Genomic DNA, 14664 nt, shown 5'->3' on the forward strand with positions numbered 1-14664 from the left:
AAAAAGGCGCAACTATTCCGATGCAAGGGAGCGACGTCTAATGCCGTAAACGCCTACCCTATGCCGAATCGGCATGAGTTTTTTAATAATAACTGTCCGAATGGTCAGTTCAAATGCGACAGATTGTCTGGCAAATATGCCGTGAACCTGCCAAACCCGGCTCGCTCAGAGATGCTGGACGACTTTTGGGCGGTGGCGGAATTACCTGGAAAATCCAATACCTGGCGCCAGAAATGTCCTATGGCGCGCGCAAAATTTTCTCGATAGATGGTCGAGCCGAAATACCAAGTAATGGTTAGCCCGAGGCAAAAGAGAAAATAGTTGCTACGTACGGTATGCGAGGAGGCGACATGCGAGCGAATGATAAGAGGCATAAGCTCGCCGCAAGTTCAGCAAGCATGAGCGCTTGTGAACTTGCGTCGCAGCTTTTCGCCTGACCCGGCCCTTGCGCAGGTACTCCCTGTACCCGTAGGTCACGCCGATCTTGATTAATCAGAGCAACCCGGCCCCTTGGTCATGCATCGCCCTTGGCGAGCGATGCAAACAGAAAGAAGCGAAGGGGCTTCTTTCTATGGATGAAGGTTTCGTAGACGCTGAGAGCGTCAGACGAAACCTAGTACCAATTCGGATCTTTCTTGAGCTGCTCCATCAGCAGCTTTTGCATACCTTCATCCGGCTTGCCAAGAAAGCGGTAGTCGGCGTGCCGCGTCGGCGACTTGTCCGCCGGTAGACCGGCCGGAACCTGTACCAACATGGCGTAGGCATGCTGCTTGTCATAGCTGAATGCGACGATCAGACGTTTATTCCGGCAGGTGTCCGCTGTTTCACAAAGCGGACCCACCAGGTACTTGTCACCGTCCTCTTCAACGGCGTTCATCTGTTCGGCCGCGCCCGACAAGTTCATAACCCAATCCGGCAGGCGCTCTTCTTTCTTCACCACACCTTGCCAGGTCTCGCGAAACTGCGAGTCGGAACTCAGCAATTCGTTTGCCCGGGTTTGGCCGTCATTGGCGGCCATTGCCCAGGCACTGCCGCCCATGAGCAGGACGGCAGCCAGGGTTTTAAAGGACGTGGTCATGTCAGCCTCGGCCGCGACGACCAAAGAAGAACGAAGCGATGAACATCACCAGGAAAACCACAAACAGGATCTTGGCGATACCTGTAGCGGTGCCCGCGATACCACCGAAGCCCAAGACAGCAGCCACAATGGCGATGATCAGAAATGTGATAGCCCAACTCAACATGGTGATTCTCCTTACGCTTCTTCTATAGGGGGTAACAGGGGTATTACCGTGCAGCCGCTCAACACGAACGACCTTTCATTGCCTAGAACACCCAACGTTCTTGGACGGGCAGTTCGCCCAGGGTGGAATCCTGGTCGGCTACTCTCAACTGCGGTGCAGTCATGCTGTTAAGAGAACGGCTCTCAAAGGATGAGAAATGGGTCTGCGTCATCATCGGACGTTCGAATTGAGGAGTTTGCTGCGCATGACTCTGCTGCCAATGCTGCATTTGCTGCCCGGCAATCAGCGTGACCATCAGGGCCAGGCTGGCGAAAAGACCTTGCTGCAAACGCAGGGGCGAAATATGCAATTGGCTGAGGCGTTGGCGAGTCATGCTGTATTTCTCCCGCAATTCTGATTATTCGTTCATGACACTGTTGAGAGAGTTATTGCAGAGTGCATGCCAGCTTCTTTAAACAAAAAAACTCAATAAAATCATATAGTTAAAATAGGCCTCTAGATGCGTCGCCCAGCATCCTGCACGATGCCCCGCTCAGGGCCGTGCGAATTGCACGATAGCCAATGGTCGGGTGAAGGGATCAAAAGCCTTGGTCGAGTTGCCGAAGTGGCACAAAGGCATGAATGCGCTGCTCATTCAGCGTGTTTGTAGGAAGGCGCGCAGATAGCTGCACGAAGATGCTTTTTATCAATCAGAATGAACCATGCAACTTGCCCGATTATTCCGGGACTAATCACCATCATTCATAGTTAAGGAGCGCGGGACAGATGGAATCAGCCAAGGAACTTCAAGGCCGCATTCTTTTAGTGGATGACGAATCCGCAATCCTGCGCACGTTCAGATACTGCCTGGAAGACGAAGGCTACACCGTAGCAACAGCCAACAGCGCCGCCCAGGCCGATGCTTTGATGCAGCGTCAGGTATTCGACCTGTGTTTCCTCGACTTGCGCCTGGGTGAAGACAATGGCTTGGACGTATTGGCCCAGATGCGCATCCAGGCACCGTGGATGCGTGTGGTGATCGTCACCGCGCATTCGGCCGTGGATACCGCTGTCGACGCCATCCAGGCCGGTGCCGCCGATTATCTGGTCAAGCCATGCAGCCCTGACCAGTTGCGCCTGGCCACCGCGAAGCAGCTGGAAGTGCGCCAATTGTCGGCGCGCCTGGAGGCGCTGGAGGGTGAAGTGCGCAAATCCAAGGACGGCCTGGACTCCCACAGCCCGTCCATGATGGTGGTGCTGGAAACCGCTCGCCAGGTAGCCGGTACCGACGCCAACATCCTGATCCTGGGCGAGTCGGGTACCGGTAAAGGTGAATTGGCCCGGGCCATTCACGGCTGGAGCAAGCGCGCGAAAAAATCCTGCGTCACTATCAACTGCCCGTCGCTGACAGCGGAGTTGATGGAAAGCGAGTTGTTCGGCCACAGCCGCGGCGCATTTACCGGCGCCAGCGAGAGCACGTTGGGCCGCGTCAACCAGGCCGACGGCGGCACGCTTTTTCTCGACGAGATCGGCGACTTTCCACTCACATTGCAGCCCAAGTTACTGCGCTTTATCCAGGATAAAGAGTACGAGCGCGTTGGCGACCCGGTAACCCGACGTGCCGATGTGCGCATCCTTGCGGCCACCAACTTGAATCTGGAAGACATGGTGCGCGACGGCCGCTTCCGGGAAGACTTGCTCTACCGTCTCAACGTCATCACTTTGCACCTGCCGCCACTGCGTGAGCGCAGTGAAGACATCCTGACCCTGGCCGACCGTTTCCTGGCGCGCTTCGTGAAGGAGTACGCGCGGCCCGCCCGGGGTTTCAGCGATCAGGCACGCGAAGCACTGCTCAACTATCGCTGGCCCGGCAATATCCGTGAGCTGCGCAACGTGGTGGAGCGAGCCAGCATCATCTGCCCTCAGGAGAAGGTGGAGATCAGCCATCTGGGCATGGCCGAACAACCGACCAATAATGCGCCACGCATCGGCGCGGCGCTGAGCCTGGACGAGCTGGAGAAAGCGCATATCGGTGCCGTACTCGCCACCAGCGATACCCTGGATCAGGCGGCACGCACCCTTGGCATCGACGCGTCGACCCTGTACCGCAAACGCAAACAGTACAACCTGTGAGCTGCACCCTATGAAGCTTGCTATGAAACTGCGCACTCGGTTGTTCCTGAGTATCTCGGCGCTGATCACCGTCGCCCTGCTGGGGTTGATCCTGGGCCTGGTCAGCGTGATGCAAATGGCCAAGACCCAGGAGTCATTGCTCCGCAGCAGTTTCATCACCCTCGACCTTGGGCTCAAGCTGCGGCAGAGCCTGGGCGACCAGCTGATCATGATGCTGGAAAACCCTAGCGACTCCGAGGCGCTGCAAGCCTCGAAGCAACGCTATTTTGAATTGCTGGACCAGGGCATCGCCCATGAACAGCAAAACGGCAGCGGCAACGGTTTCAGCCAGGCGCGCATCGACTACCAGAACCTTCTGCAAGCGTTTGACAAGTACCAGCAGCCATCACCGCCGCCCGGCAGCAAAGAACAACTGACCGAAACCTTCAATGTGTTGCGCAATGGCTTGATCGTCGATCACAAGCAGGCATTGGAAAACATCAGCACCAGCGAACACAAATCCCGCGAGCGTGCGCTGGTGATTTCCGGCCTGCTGGGGTTGGTCGGCCTTGCGGTGCTGATCATCGGTTTCGTCACCGCCCATGGCATCGCCCGACGTTTCGGTGGCCCTATCGAGGCGCTGGCTAAAGCCGCCGACAAGATTGGGCAGGGCGACTTTGAAGTCACACTACCCATCTCCTCGGCAGCAGAGATGAACCAGTTGACGCGTCGCTTCGGCATCATGGCCGAAGCGTTGCGCCAGCATCAGGCGACCAATGTCGATGAGCTGCTGGCCGGCCAGCAACGCTTGCAGGCGGTGCTCGACAGCATTGATGACGGCCTGCTGATGATTGACCGCCAAGGCTGCCTGGAGCACCTCAACCCGGTGGCACAGCGCCAACTGGGATGGGACGAGGAACGTCTCGGCCAGGGTCTGGGTGAGGCTCTGGGTCGCCCGGAAATGGATGAACAACTGCAACTGGTGTTGCGCGGCGGCAATCTGGAACGGGCACCGGAAGATCTGGAGGTGGAAGTCGAAGGCGAGTTGCGCCTGCTGACCTACAGCCTGACGCCCGTAAGCCATACCCAGGGGCATATTCTCGGTGCGGTCATGGTGCTGCATGACGTTACGGAACAGAGAGCCTTTGAGCGGGTGCGCAGCGAGTTCGTCCTGCGCGCCTCCCATGAGTTACGCACGCCGGTGACCGGCATGCACATGGCCTTCGGCTTGTTCCGCGAGCGGGCAAAGTTTCCTGTTGAGTCGCGGGAAGCGGACTTGCTCGATACGGTCAACGAAGAAATGCAGCGCCTGATGCAGTTGATCAATGACCTGCTGAATTTTTCGCGCTACCAAAATGGCTTGCAGAAACTCACCTTGGCGCCGTGTGATATCACTGACTTGCTGGAACATGCTCGGGCGCGGTTTGCGGAACCGGCGAATGCGCAACACATCGAGTTGCTGGTAGAAGCCCAAGCCGATTTGCCCCGACTGCACGCTGACCAGGCTCAACTGGAGCGCGTGCTCGACAACCTGCTGGCCAATGCTCTGCGCCACACGGCCGAAGGCGGGCAGATTCGCCTGCAGGCCCGTCGCCACGGTGAGCGGGTGATTATCAGCGTCGAGGACAACGGCGAAGGTATTGCGTACGGCCAACAGGGACGAATCTTCGAGCCCTTCGTACAGGTGGGCCGCAAGAAGGGCGGCGCCGGCCTCGGGCTGGCGCTGTGCAAGGAGATCGTGCAATTGCACGGTGGCCGCATGGGTGTGTATTCACGGCCAGGGCAGGGTACGCAGTTCTATATGGCGTTACCGCTCTAACCCCTATCGACGGTTCAACACCCGCAGGATCGCGGCACTTTCAGCATCCGGCGTGCCGTCAAACAATGCTGGCCGGAAATGCATCTGGAAAGCCGCCAACACATGCCGCGTGGCGACATCCAGCTCACCGGTTTGTGGTGTCTGGTAGCCCATGCGCGCCAACTCTTCCTGGAACCAGGTCACGCTCGGCACCTCTGCTGCGTACTGCGCCTGGAAACGAGCAACTGCCTGCGCGTCCGGCCACACTCCCACGCCTTCAGCGGCCAAGCGCTTCCACGGAAACAGCGGGCCTGGATCAAGTTTGCGCAGCGGCGCGATGTCGCTATGGCCGATGATGTTCTTCGGATCAATCCCGTTGCGCTTGCTGATGTCCTTGAGCAACACAAGCAGTGACTGTACCTGCGCTTCGGAGTACGGGTACCACACGCGGCCCGTCGGCGTGTCGCGATACCCGGGGTTGACGATTTCGATACCGATGGAGCTGGAGTTGAGCCAGGTGCGCCCCATCCACTCGCTCTCGCCTGCATGCCAGGCCCGCTGGCTCTCATCTACCAGCTTGTAGATGGTGCCCGAGGCATCGTCGCCGATCAGGTAATGGCTGCTGACCTGGCCGTGGGTCAACAGGGCAAGGGAACGTTCGAGGTTGGCGGAGGTGTAATGGACGATGACGAATTGCACGCGGTTGTCGTGGTTCGCCGAAGGGTGGCTGGTGTTCAGGCGCGGGCCGCTGGCACAGCCGGCGAGTAGAAGAAACACAAAGGCGATGTACAAGGATTTCATGGCAGATCACGTTACGCTGAAGACGATAATGCAACAGTGTAACGTATGAAGTGTAGCGCAGCGGTCAAATCACAAAATGGAAACATCTTTTAAGCGGCCTGCACGTTGTTACGTCCTGCCGCCTTGGCCCGGTACAACGCCTCGTCGGCACGCTTTAGCGCCAGGTCGCTGCGCTCGCCCGACTGAAACTGTGCAACACCCATGGACATTGTGATCGTCACCGGCTCGCCTTTGAAGTGGAACGGGCACGCCTCAATCGCCGCACGCAACACCTCGCCCACGGCCAAGGCATCGGCCAACGACGAATCGGGCATCAGCAGGACAAACTCTTCACCACCAAACCGCGCGATAAAGTCGCTGGGGCGCAGGCGCTTGCGCAGCACGTTGGCGATGATCTTCAACACCTTGTCGCCAGCCAAGTGACCGTAACCGTCGTTGATGCGTTTGAAATGGTCGAGATCCAGCATGGCCAGCGACAAGTTATTGCCGCGCTGGTGCCAGGCATTGACCTCAAGGTCCAGGCGCTCACTCCAGGCGGCGCGGTTAGGCAGGTCTGTGAGGGGGTCAATCAAGGCTTTCTGGCGTTGCACCTCCAGATGCTCACGATAGCCTTGAGCCTCCTGCTCCATGCTAGCAACCCGTTCGGCCAAACCTTTCAAACGTGCCGCCACTTCCTGCTCACGCTGGTCGCGCTGCCGCTGATGCTCGTCCATGGTGCCGAGCAACCCTTCAAGATGGCTTTCCAGTACCTGCTTGAGGCTGTTCAGGTCGGCCGCATCCTGCACGCTGCTTTGCAGGCCATCGACCTGTTCACGAATCTGTGTATCCAATTCCCGCGCGGCCGAGCGGCTGTCGGCGTGGCCTTCACTGGCGACCTGTAAATGACCTTGAAACGCTTCGAGGCGCTCATTGAGTTGCTTGAGGTAAGCCTCGAATTCATGCTGGCCGCTGTCGGTGACCGCCAGCATCAGCACCGCCAGGTCATCGAGGATCGGAAGCAGCTCGTACCAGTTCAAACCATGGGCCAGACGCTCACGCATGGCTTCGGCCTGGGGTCGGTGGCGTTCGGGCAGGGCCAGGTCTTCCAGCAAGCCAAGCAAGGTGTCTTCGATATGTTTAGCGACCGAGCTGTAGGACGGCTCTGGCGAGTCGGGTAGGGCATAGACACCGTCCGCCTGCAGCGCATCAGGGTCGGGCTCAGCGCTTTCCAACACCGGCGGGAGCGACAGGCTGCCGATGGCCGTCGCCTCCACTATGTCGACCTGTACCGCAGGCGCTTCGATAAAAGCGGCGAGTGCACTTTCGGGTGCAGACTCTTCCAGGCGCTGTTCGGGCGCCTCGATGTCAGTCGCCTCGACGGGCAGGGCAGCAGCAGCCGACTGCGCAGGCGCCTCGAAAACAAACGTTTCGCTGGCGACATCCGCCTTCGTGACCGGCACAACGGGTTCAGGCTGTGGCGTCGCCGGGGCTGACGGTAATGGCTCGAATGCCCGCAGTGCTTGGGCCAGCGCCTCGGATTGCACCTGCTCCTGGGGTTCGGGCGCAGGCTTTGGCGCGCCCGGCAGCGGCGTAACTGCCGGGACGGGCTCGCTGGCTTCGGTTGCAACATCTTTACTGCCAAATAGACGCTGCAGCAGACCGGGCCCTGAACGCGGGCTTTCGCTGTCCGGCTCCAGGTTGTTCAGTGCCTGACCTTGCAGGCTACTGAGCTCACTGAGTAACAACGGTATCTCCTGCGCCTGCCCGACACGACCATCAAGCTGCTTGGCGAAGGTTTTCAGCGGGCGCGCCACTTCACGGGGCAGCGGCAACTTCTGCAACTGGGCGACCAGGGCAGTGAGCGCGGTGCTCATCTGGTCGACCCGAGTTTCGCGGCGCTGCTCCGAGTCCAGCACGGCTTTTTCCAGGCGCGGCAGCAAGGCGGCGAGCGCGGCGTCCATGTCGTCGGTGCGCACGACATCGCGCATCTCTTTCATGCATTGGTCGACCGCGCGATCAGTCCCCTCGGCGGCCAGCGTACTGCGCACGAGCCCACGGCGCAGCAGGTCGAGACGGGCGGCCCAGCGGCGTTCGAGCTTGTCTTGTTGCTCGATACTCTTGAGGTATTTCTCTTTCCAGCGCTGGGCGTCGTCGCTCATGCAAGAGGTCCGTGAGGGCCGGGGCTCAACACGGGTAATGCATCAGCCGTGAGTGAACCCGGCAGACGAATCTCTACCGCGACCGGCAGGTGATCGGAGATTGGCTGCGCCAGAACCTGCACACTTTCGAGCGTGAGGGTCGGGCTTAGCAGGATATGGTCCAGACAGCGTTGCGGGCGCCAGCTGGGAAACGTGGCCTCGACTTGCGGCGCCAGTAACGCAAGGTCTCGCAGCGGGGAATTCTGCAACAGGTCATTGGCATGGGTGTTCATGTCACCCATCAGCACCTGGTGCTTGTAGTTGCCAATCAAATCACGCACGTAGGCGAGCTGGAGGTTGCGCGCACGCCCTCCAAGCGCCAGATGCATCATCACCACCACCAAGGCTTCCGGACCTTCGCCAAAACGCACGAGAATCGCCCCGCGCCCTTTAGGGCCTGGCAACGGATGGTCTTCGATGACGGTAGGCTTCAGGCGGCTGAGCACACCATTACTGTGCTGCGCCAGGCGCCCGAGGTTGCGATTGAGCTGCTGATACCAGTAGGGAAAGGCTCCCAGCTGTGCCAGGTGCTCCACCTGGTTGATGTAGCCGGAACGTATGCTGCCGCCATCGGCTTCCTGCAAAGCGACCAGATCGAAGTCGTTGAGCAGGTTGCCGATCTTTTGCAGGTTGCCGGCCCGCCCGTTGTGGGGCAGCAGGTGCTGCCAGCCACGGGTGAGGTAGTGGCGGTACTTCTCGGTACTGATACCCACCTGGATATTGAAACTGAGCAGGCGCAAGCGGCTGTCAGCCGGCAAGCCAGTGGATTCCAGGTGGTGTTCGTTGACCCGCGGCTCGTGCAGGCCAACGACGCGTTCGGTACCCCGGCGGCGCATGGTGAGCCCCTTACTTGGCTGCGCGTTCTTTGGCGATCAATTGGTCCGCAACGTTCAGGACGGCTTCCGGACCACCGGCAGTGCCGAGGTCGAAACGGTACTTACCGTTGACGATCAGGGTCGGTACACCTTGCACGCCGTACTTTTGCGCAAGTTCCTTGGCCTGTTTGATCTGGCCCTGGATAGCGAAAGAGTTGAAGGTGGCGATGAACTTGTCCTTGTCGACACCCTGGGTAGCGACGAAGTCAGCCATTTCTTCTGGCTTGGTCAGGCGCTTGCCTTGTTTCTGGATGGCTTCGAATACGGCGTTATGGACCTTGTGTTCAACACCCATGGCTTCCAGGGTCAGGAACAGTTGGCCATGGGCATCCCATGGGCCGCCGAACATGGCCGGAATGCGCTTGAAATTCACGTCGGACGGGAGTTTTTCAACCCAAGGGTTGATGGTCGGCTCAAAAGCGTAGCAATGCGGGCAGCCGTACCAGAACAGCTCCACTACTTCGATCTTGCCAGGCACCGACACCGGTACGGGATTAGCCAGTTCGACATAGGTTTTACCGGCTTCAAGCGGCACGTCGGCAGCTTGTGCGGTCATGCCGAAGAGGCTGACGGCGGCGAGAGCGGCGCTGAGGATCAGATTACGCATGCTTTACTCCTGGACAAATAAAGTCGCCTCACGCGACCTTTGTTGTGACAGGTCTACGCGGGCATGAGTTCGTTAGTGTAACGGCACCGGCCACAAAAAAGGGCGGCCTAAGCCACCCTTTTTATGCTTGCATCGATGGATTAATCGAGCGTTAACGTTGCCGGGCCGATCAGTGCAGACCCTGGATGTAGCTGGATAGCGCTTCGATATCCTTATCCGAGAGTTTGGCGGCAATGTCGGTCATCATTTTGTTACCAGCGTCGCCATCGATATAGCGAACTTTCTCACGGAAATCCTTCAGTTGCTTGGCCGTGTATTGGGCATGTTGGCCACTCAGGTGGGGGAAGCCTGCTGCGGCGAGACCACCGCCGTCCGGGATGTGGCAAGCCTTGCACGCGGGCATGCCGCCAATAGGCTGGTCTTCAGCGAGTTTGCCGCCTCGGAACAACGCCTGACCTTTTTCGACCAGTTTCGGATCGGCAGCTCCCACGCTGCCTTTCTGGCTGGCAAAATATGCCGCGATATCCGCCAGGTCCTGATCGCTGAGATTGGTCAGCAAGCCGGTCATTTCCAGCACCGTGCGCTTGCCGTCCTTGATGTCGTGCATCTGCTTGGTCAGGTAACGTTCACCCTGGCCGGCCAGTTTGGGGAAGTTCGGCGCCGGGCTGTTGCCATCCGGCCCATGGCAAGCACCACACACGGCGGCTTTCGCCTGACCCGCTGTAGCGTCGCCTGCAGCATGGGCAACACCGGTGATGCCCAAGGTCAACAGCAGACTCACGATCAGTTTGTTCATCAGCTAATCCAACTACGGCTAAGGGTTTAAGAGTTATCTACCGGGTTTACTCACCATCAACTCAATGACGGCCTGGTAATCCTCAGTACTGCAGTCCATGCACAAACCACGCGGCGGCATTGCCTTGAAACCCTGGGTTACGTGTTGCACCAGCGTGTCCATGCCTTGCGCCAGTCTGGGCGCCCACGCTGCCTGATCACCCCGTTTAGGGGCGCTGGGCAGTTGGCCGGCATGGCAAGCCACGCAAACTCGGTTGTACACCGCTTCCGGTTCCTGTGTAGCCTGAGCGCCATAAAGCGGAATCAGGACACCAAAAACGAACAACCATCGGGTCATACATCGACCTTTTCAGGGTTTGAGAGCGTTTTGCGTTCTAATGCGCAATGAAGGTCTTTCGCTCCCGTGAACTTCATCCTTCGCTGGGACAAAGCACACACAAAATCTGCGGCATTATATACTGGCGCTACTGAAACGGAAACGACACCGCTTGCCGCACCCTTTATCGGCACCGCCCACATCGGAAATCTCATGCAACTCAAGAATCCCATCCTCGGCCTGTGCCAACAGTCCACGTTCATGCTCAGCGCCGCCAAAGTTGATCAATGCCCCGATGACGAAGGCTTTGAAGTCGCCTTTGCTGGCCGCTCCAACGCCGGTAAATCCAGCGCACTGAACACCCTGACCCACGCCAGCCTGGCGCGCACCTCGAAAACTCCGGGCCGCACGCAACTGCTCAATTTCTTCAAGCTAGACGATGATCGGCGTCTGGTCGACCTGCCGGGCTACGGTTACGCAAAAGTACCCATCCCGCTGAAGCTGCACTGGCAACGTCACCTGGAGGCCTACCTGGGCGGTCGCGAGAGTTTGAAGGGCTTGATTCTGATGATGGACATCCGTCATCCAATGACCGACTTCGACTTGCTGATGCTGGACTGGGCCATGGCCAGCGGCATGCCGATGCATATCCTGCTGACCAAGGCAGACAAGCTGACCTACGGCGCCGCCAAGAACACGCTGCTGAAGGTCCAATCGGATATCCGTAAAGGCTGGGGTGATGCAATCACCATCCAATTGTTCTCGGCACCCAAGCGTATGGGCCTGGAAGAGGCTTACACCGTGTTGGCCGGCTGGATGGAGTTGGCGGACAAGGGCGCTGAAGTCGCGGAATAGCTTTTCTGCGGGCAAAAAAAACCCCGGACTTCGTATGGGGAGGGGAAGTTCGGGGTTCAAGTTCCGGACCGCTAGGGCGGGGTCCAGATATCTGCCAACACTTAACACAACATAGGAGCATTGAAGGGCTTCACCACCCATTCAGTAACTCTGAGTGGCAGTTCACGGGTTAAGTTCCGGCAGATTAAAAAACTATTGGAAATAACTGGCATCGATTTCCGATCTAAAGCGCTCTGCCATCACGGTTGGTAATGGCAGAGCCGCGATATCAGTGCGCCTCGTCCCAGTTATCGCCCACCCCCACATCGACCACCAACGGCACATCCAACTGTGCCGCCGCGCTCATGTGTTCGCGGATCCTTTCGCTGACTTGCGCCACCAGATCTTCACGCACCTCAAGCACCAATTCGTCGTGCACCTGCAGGATAACCTTGGCGTCCAGGCCCGACTCCGTCAGCCAGTTATCCACCTGCACCATGGCTTTCTTGATGATGTCCGCCGCCGTGCCCTGCATCGGCGCGTTAATCGCCGTGCGTTCGGCGGCCGCGCGCTCCTGAGGCTTATTGGAGTTGATATCGGGCAAATACAGCCGACGCCCGAAGAAGGTTTCCACATAGCCTTGGTCGGCTGCCTGGGCGCGGGTGCGCTCCATATATTCGCGAACGCCCGGGTAGCGTGCGAAATACACATCGATGTAGGCCTTGGCGGTCTTGGTGTCGACGCCGATGTCTTTACCGAGCTTCTGTGCACCCATACCGTAGATCAGGCCAAAGTTGATCGCCTTGGCACTGCGCCGCTGGTTGGACGTGACCTCAGCCAATTCCACCTTGAACACCTCGGCCGCCGTGGCCGTGTGCACGTCCAGGTTGTTGCGGAAGGCATTCATCAAGCCCTCGTCCTTGGACAAGTGCGCCATGATCCGCAACTCGATCTGGGAATAGTCAGCCGCCAACAGTTTGTAGCCCTTGGGCGCGACAAATGCCTGACGTATCCGCCGCCCTTCGGCGGTGCGCACCGGGATGTTCTGCAGGTTCGGATCGCTGGAGGACAAACGCCCGGTCGCCGCCACCGCCTGGTGATAAGACGTGTGGATGCGTCCGGTACGTGGGTTGATCTGCTCTGGCAGCCGGTCGGTGTAGGTGCTTTTGAGCTTGCTCATGCTGCGGTACTGCATCAGCACCTTGGGCAACAGGAAGTCGTCTTCGGCCAACTTGGCCAGCACTTCCTCAGCGGTGGACGCCTGGCCTTTGCCGGTCTTCTTCAGTACCGGCAGGCCCAGTTTCTCGTAGAGAATCGCCCCAAGCTGCTTGGGCGAACCCAGATTGAACGCTTCACCGGCGATCTCGAATGCCTGGCGCTCCAGCTCAACCATCTTGTTGCCCAGCTCGATGCTCTGGACGCCCAGCAGGTCCTTATCCACCAACGCGCCCTGGCGCTCGATGCGCGCCAGCACCGGCACCAATGGAATCTCGATGTCGGTCAGCACGCTGGCCAGGCTTGGGAGGGCCGCCAGTTGCGCGTACAACGCCTGATGCAGACGCAGTGTCACGTCGGCATCTTCAGCCGCGTAAGGGCCGGCTTGCTCAAGCGGGATCTGGTCGAATGTCAGCTGCTTGGCACCCTTGCCGGCGATGTCCTGGAAACTGACGGTGTCGTAGTCCAGGTACTTCTTGGCCAGGCTATCCATGTCGTGCCGCGTTGCAGTGGAATTGAGCACATAAGATTCGAGCATGGTGTCGAATGCGATGCCGCGCACGGTAATGCCTTGCGCCGGGTCGCCACCGATGGCGCAGTTGGCCAGGATGTTCATGTCGAACTTGGCGTGCTGGCCGACCTTGAGCTTGGTCGGATCTTCCAGCAATGGTTTCAACGCGAGCAACACGGTGTCGCGATCCAGCTGCGACGGCGCGCCGATGTAGGAATGAGTCAGCGGGATGTACGCCGCTTCATGGGGCTGCACCGCAAACGAGAGCCCGACCAGTTGCGCCTGCTGCGCGTCGATGCCGGTGGTTTCGGTGTCGAACGCGAACAACTTCGCGTCATTGAGCTTCTTCAGCCAGGTATCGAAGGTCGCCTGGTCAAGGATTGTCGTGTAAGTCGCCTCGACAGGCGCAGCCACGGCAACCTCAATAGCAGTTTCAGCGACGGGAGCGGTGTTGAGCTCCACACGCTTGGCGTCACGCTGAATCTCGTCAAACCAGCTCTTGAACTCCAGCAGCGTGTACAACTCCAGCAGCTTTTCACGATCGGGTTCGATCAGGTGCAGGTCTTCCAGGCCGACGTCCAGCGGCACGTCACACTTGATCGTCGCCAGTTGGTACGACAGGAACGCCATCTCCTTGTGCTCTTCCAACTTGGCCGGCAAGGTCTTGGCCCCACGGATGGGCAGGGTTGGCACGATATCCAACTGTTCATAAAGCTCTTTGATCCCGCCATTCACGCCCACCAGCAAGCCGGAAGCGGTCTTCGGACCAATGCCCGGAACACCCGGAATGTTGTCGGACGAGTCCCCCATCAACGCCAGATAGTCGATGATCTGCTCCGGAGCGACGCCAAATTTCTCCTTTACGCCTTCGATGTCCATCGAACTACCGGTCATAGTGTTGACCAAGGTAATGTGCCCATCGACCAACTGCGCCATGTCTTTGTCACCCGTGGAAATCACCACCGGTCGGTTGGCAGCTGCACTGCTGCGGGCCAGGGTGCCGATCACGTCATCGGCCTCGACGCCTTCGACGCACAGCAGCGGGAAGCCCAGGGCGATGACGCTCTGGTGCAACGGCTCGATCTGCAGGCGCATGTCATCAGGCATGCTCGGGCGGTTGGCCTTGTATTCGGCATACATGTCATCGCGAAAAGTCCCACCCTTGGCGTCAAACACCACGGCGAAGGGGCTGTCCGGGTACTGCTTGCGCAGGCTTTTGAGCATGTTCAACACGCCCTTGACCGCACCGGTCGGCAGGCCTTTGGACGTGGTGAGCGGTGGCAGCGCGTGAAAGGCGCGATACAGGTAAGAAGAACCGTCCACCAGGACGAGGGGGGCTTGGCTCATGAGCAGTATCAACCTTTTCGGCGGGTCAGGCGCTAGAATAGCCGGACCAATGA

At 58.9% G+C, this 14664-nt stretch carries 13 protein-coding genes; 3 read left to right on the forward strand and 10 right to left on the reverse strand.

The annotated features are described in order from the left end of the window. Positions 1 to 613: 613 nt before the first annotated feature. From EXW71_RS12615 to EXW71_RS12625, 3 genes are all read right to left on the reverse strand, one after another. Positions 614 to 1078, reverse strand: a complete 465-nt coding sequence (locus EXW71_RS12615) for an inhibitor of vertebrate lysozyme family protein (protein ID WP_134661064.1) — start codon at positions 1076 to 1078, stop codon at positions 614 to 616. 1 nt (position 1079) lies between these two features. Continuing rightward, positions 1080 to 1244: a DUF1328 domain-containing protein gene (locus EXW71_RS12620; protein WP_003170804.1), complete on the reverse strand. Its 165-nt coding sequence runs from the start codon at positions 1242 to 1244 to the stop codon at positions 1080 to 1082. 82 nt (positions 1245 to 1326) lie between these two features. Continuing rightward, positions 1327 to 1617, reverse strand: a complete 291-nt coding sequence (locus tag EXW71_RS12625; RefSeq protein WP_134661065.1) for a hypothetical protein — start codon at positions 1615 to 1617, stop codon at positions 1327 to 1329. 392 nt (positions 1618 to 2009) lie between these two features. Here EXW71_RS12625 and algB point away from each other — a divergent pair, with 392 nt between their 5' ends. Both algB and EXW71_RS12635 read left to right on the forward strand, forming a co-directional pair. Further along, complete coding sequence (gene algB, locus EXW71_RS12630) at positions 2010 to 3356, forward strand: sigma-54-dependent response regulator transcription factor AlgB (RefSeq protein ID WP_123716736.1); 1347 nt, start codon at positions 2010 to 2012, stop codon at positions 3354 to 3356. Positions 3357 to 3366: 10 nt separating this feature from the next. Continuing rightward, positions 3367 to 5154 (forward strand): ATP-binding protein, encoded by a 1788-nt coding sequence (locus EXW71_RS12635; protein ID WP_134661066.1) that lies wholly within the window; start codon positions 3367 to 3369, stop codon positions 5152 to 5154. Between the two features lie 3 nt (positions 5155 to 5157). Here EXW71_RS12635 and EXW71_RS12640 read toward each other — a convergent pair whose 3' ends face one another. The 6 genes from EXW71_RS12640 to EXW71_RS12670 form a co-directional block, all read right to left on the reverse strand. Continuing rightward, the gene (locus tag EXW71_RS12640) at positions 5158 to 5934 is read right to left on the reverse strand and encodes an N-acetylmuramoyl-L-alanine amidase (RefSeq protein WP_134661067.1); all 777 of its coding nucleotides are present in this window, start codon (positions 5932 to 5934) and stop codon (positions 5158 to 5160) included. Between the two features lie 89 nt (positions 5935 to 6023). Further along, positions 6024 to 8072: a GGDEF domain-containing protein gene (locus tag EXW71_RS12645; protein ID WP_134661068.1), complete on the reverse strand. Its 2049-nt coding sequence runs from the start codon at positions 8070 to 8072 to the stop codon at positions 6024 to 6026. Then, positions 8069 to 8947, reverse strand: coding sequence for an endonuclease/exonuclease/phosphatase family protein (locus tag EXW71_RS12650; RefSeq protein WP_123716733.1), 879 nt, complete (start codon positions 8945 to 8947; stop codon positions 8069 to 8071). Before EXW71_RS12650 ends, EXW71_RS12645 begins: the two co-directional genes overlap by 4 nt. A gap of 10 nt (positions 8948 to 8957) precedes the next feature. Beyond that, entirely contained in the window at positions 8958 to 9593 is a 636-nt protein-coding gene (dsbA, locus tag EXW71_RS12655; RefSeq protein WP_134661069.1) for a thiol:disulfide interchange protein DsbA, read from the reverse strand. A 169-nt stretch (positions 9594 to 9762) separates the two neighbouring features. Then, the gene (locus EXW71_RS12665) at positions 9763 to 10389 is read right to left on the reverse strand and encodes a cytochrome c4 (protein WP_134661070.1); all 627 of its coding nucleotides are present in this window, start codon (positions 10387 to 10389) and stop codon (positions 9763 to 9765) included. 33 nt (positions 10390 to 10422) lie between these two features. Next, positions 10423 to 10725 (reverse strand): cytochrome c5 family protein, encoded by a 303-nt coding sequence (locus tag EXW71_RS12670; protein ID WP_123716731.1) that lies wholly within the window; start codon positions 10723 to 10725, stop codon positions 10423 to 10425. A gap of 192 nt (positions 10726 to 10917) precedes the next feature. On the opposite strand from EXW71_RS12670, the gene yihA reads away from it, so the two are divergent. After that, complete coding sequence (gene yihA, locus EXW71_RS12675) at positions 10918 to 11559, forward strand: ribosome biogenesis GTP-binding protein YihA/YsxC (RefSeq protein WP_134661071.1); 642 nt, start codon at positions 10918 to 10920, stop codon at positions 11557 to 11559. A 268-nt stretch (positions 11560 to 11827) separates the two neighbouring features. Here yihA and polA read toward each other — a convergent pair whose 3' ends face one another. Next, positions 11828 to 14611, reverse strand: a complete 2784-nt coding sequence (gene polA / locus EXW71_RS12680; RefSeq protein ID WP_134661072.1) for a DNA polymerase I — start codon at positions 14609 to 14611, stop codon at positions 11828 to 11830. Between the last annotated feature and the right edge of the window lie 53 nt (positions 14612 to 14664).

This window comes from Pseudomonas sp. BCA17 (genome assembly GCF_004519405.1).
Classification (GTDB): Bacteria; Pseudomonadota; Gammaproteobacteria; order Pseudomonadales; family Pseudomonadaceae; genus Aquipseudomonas.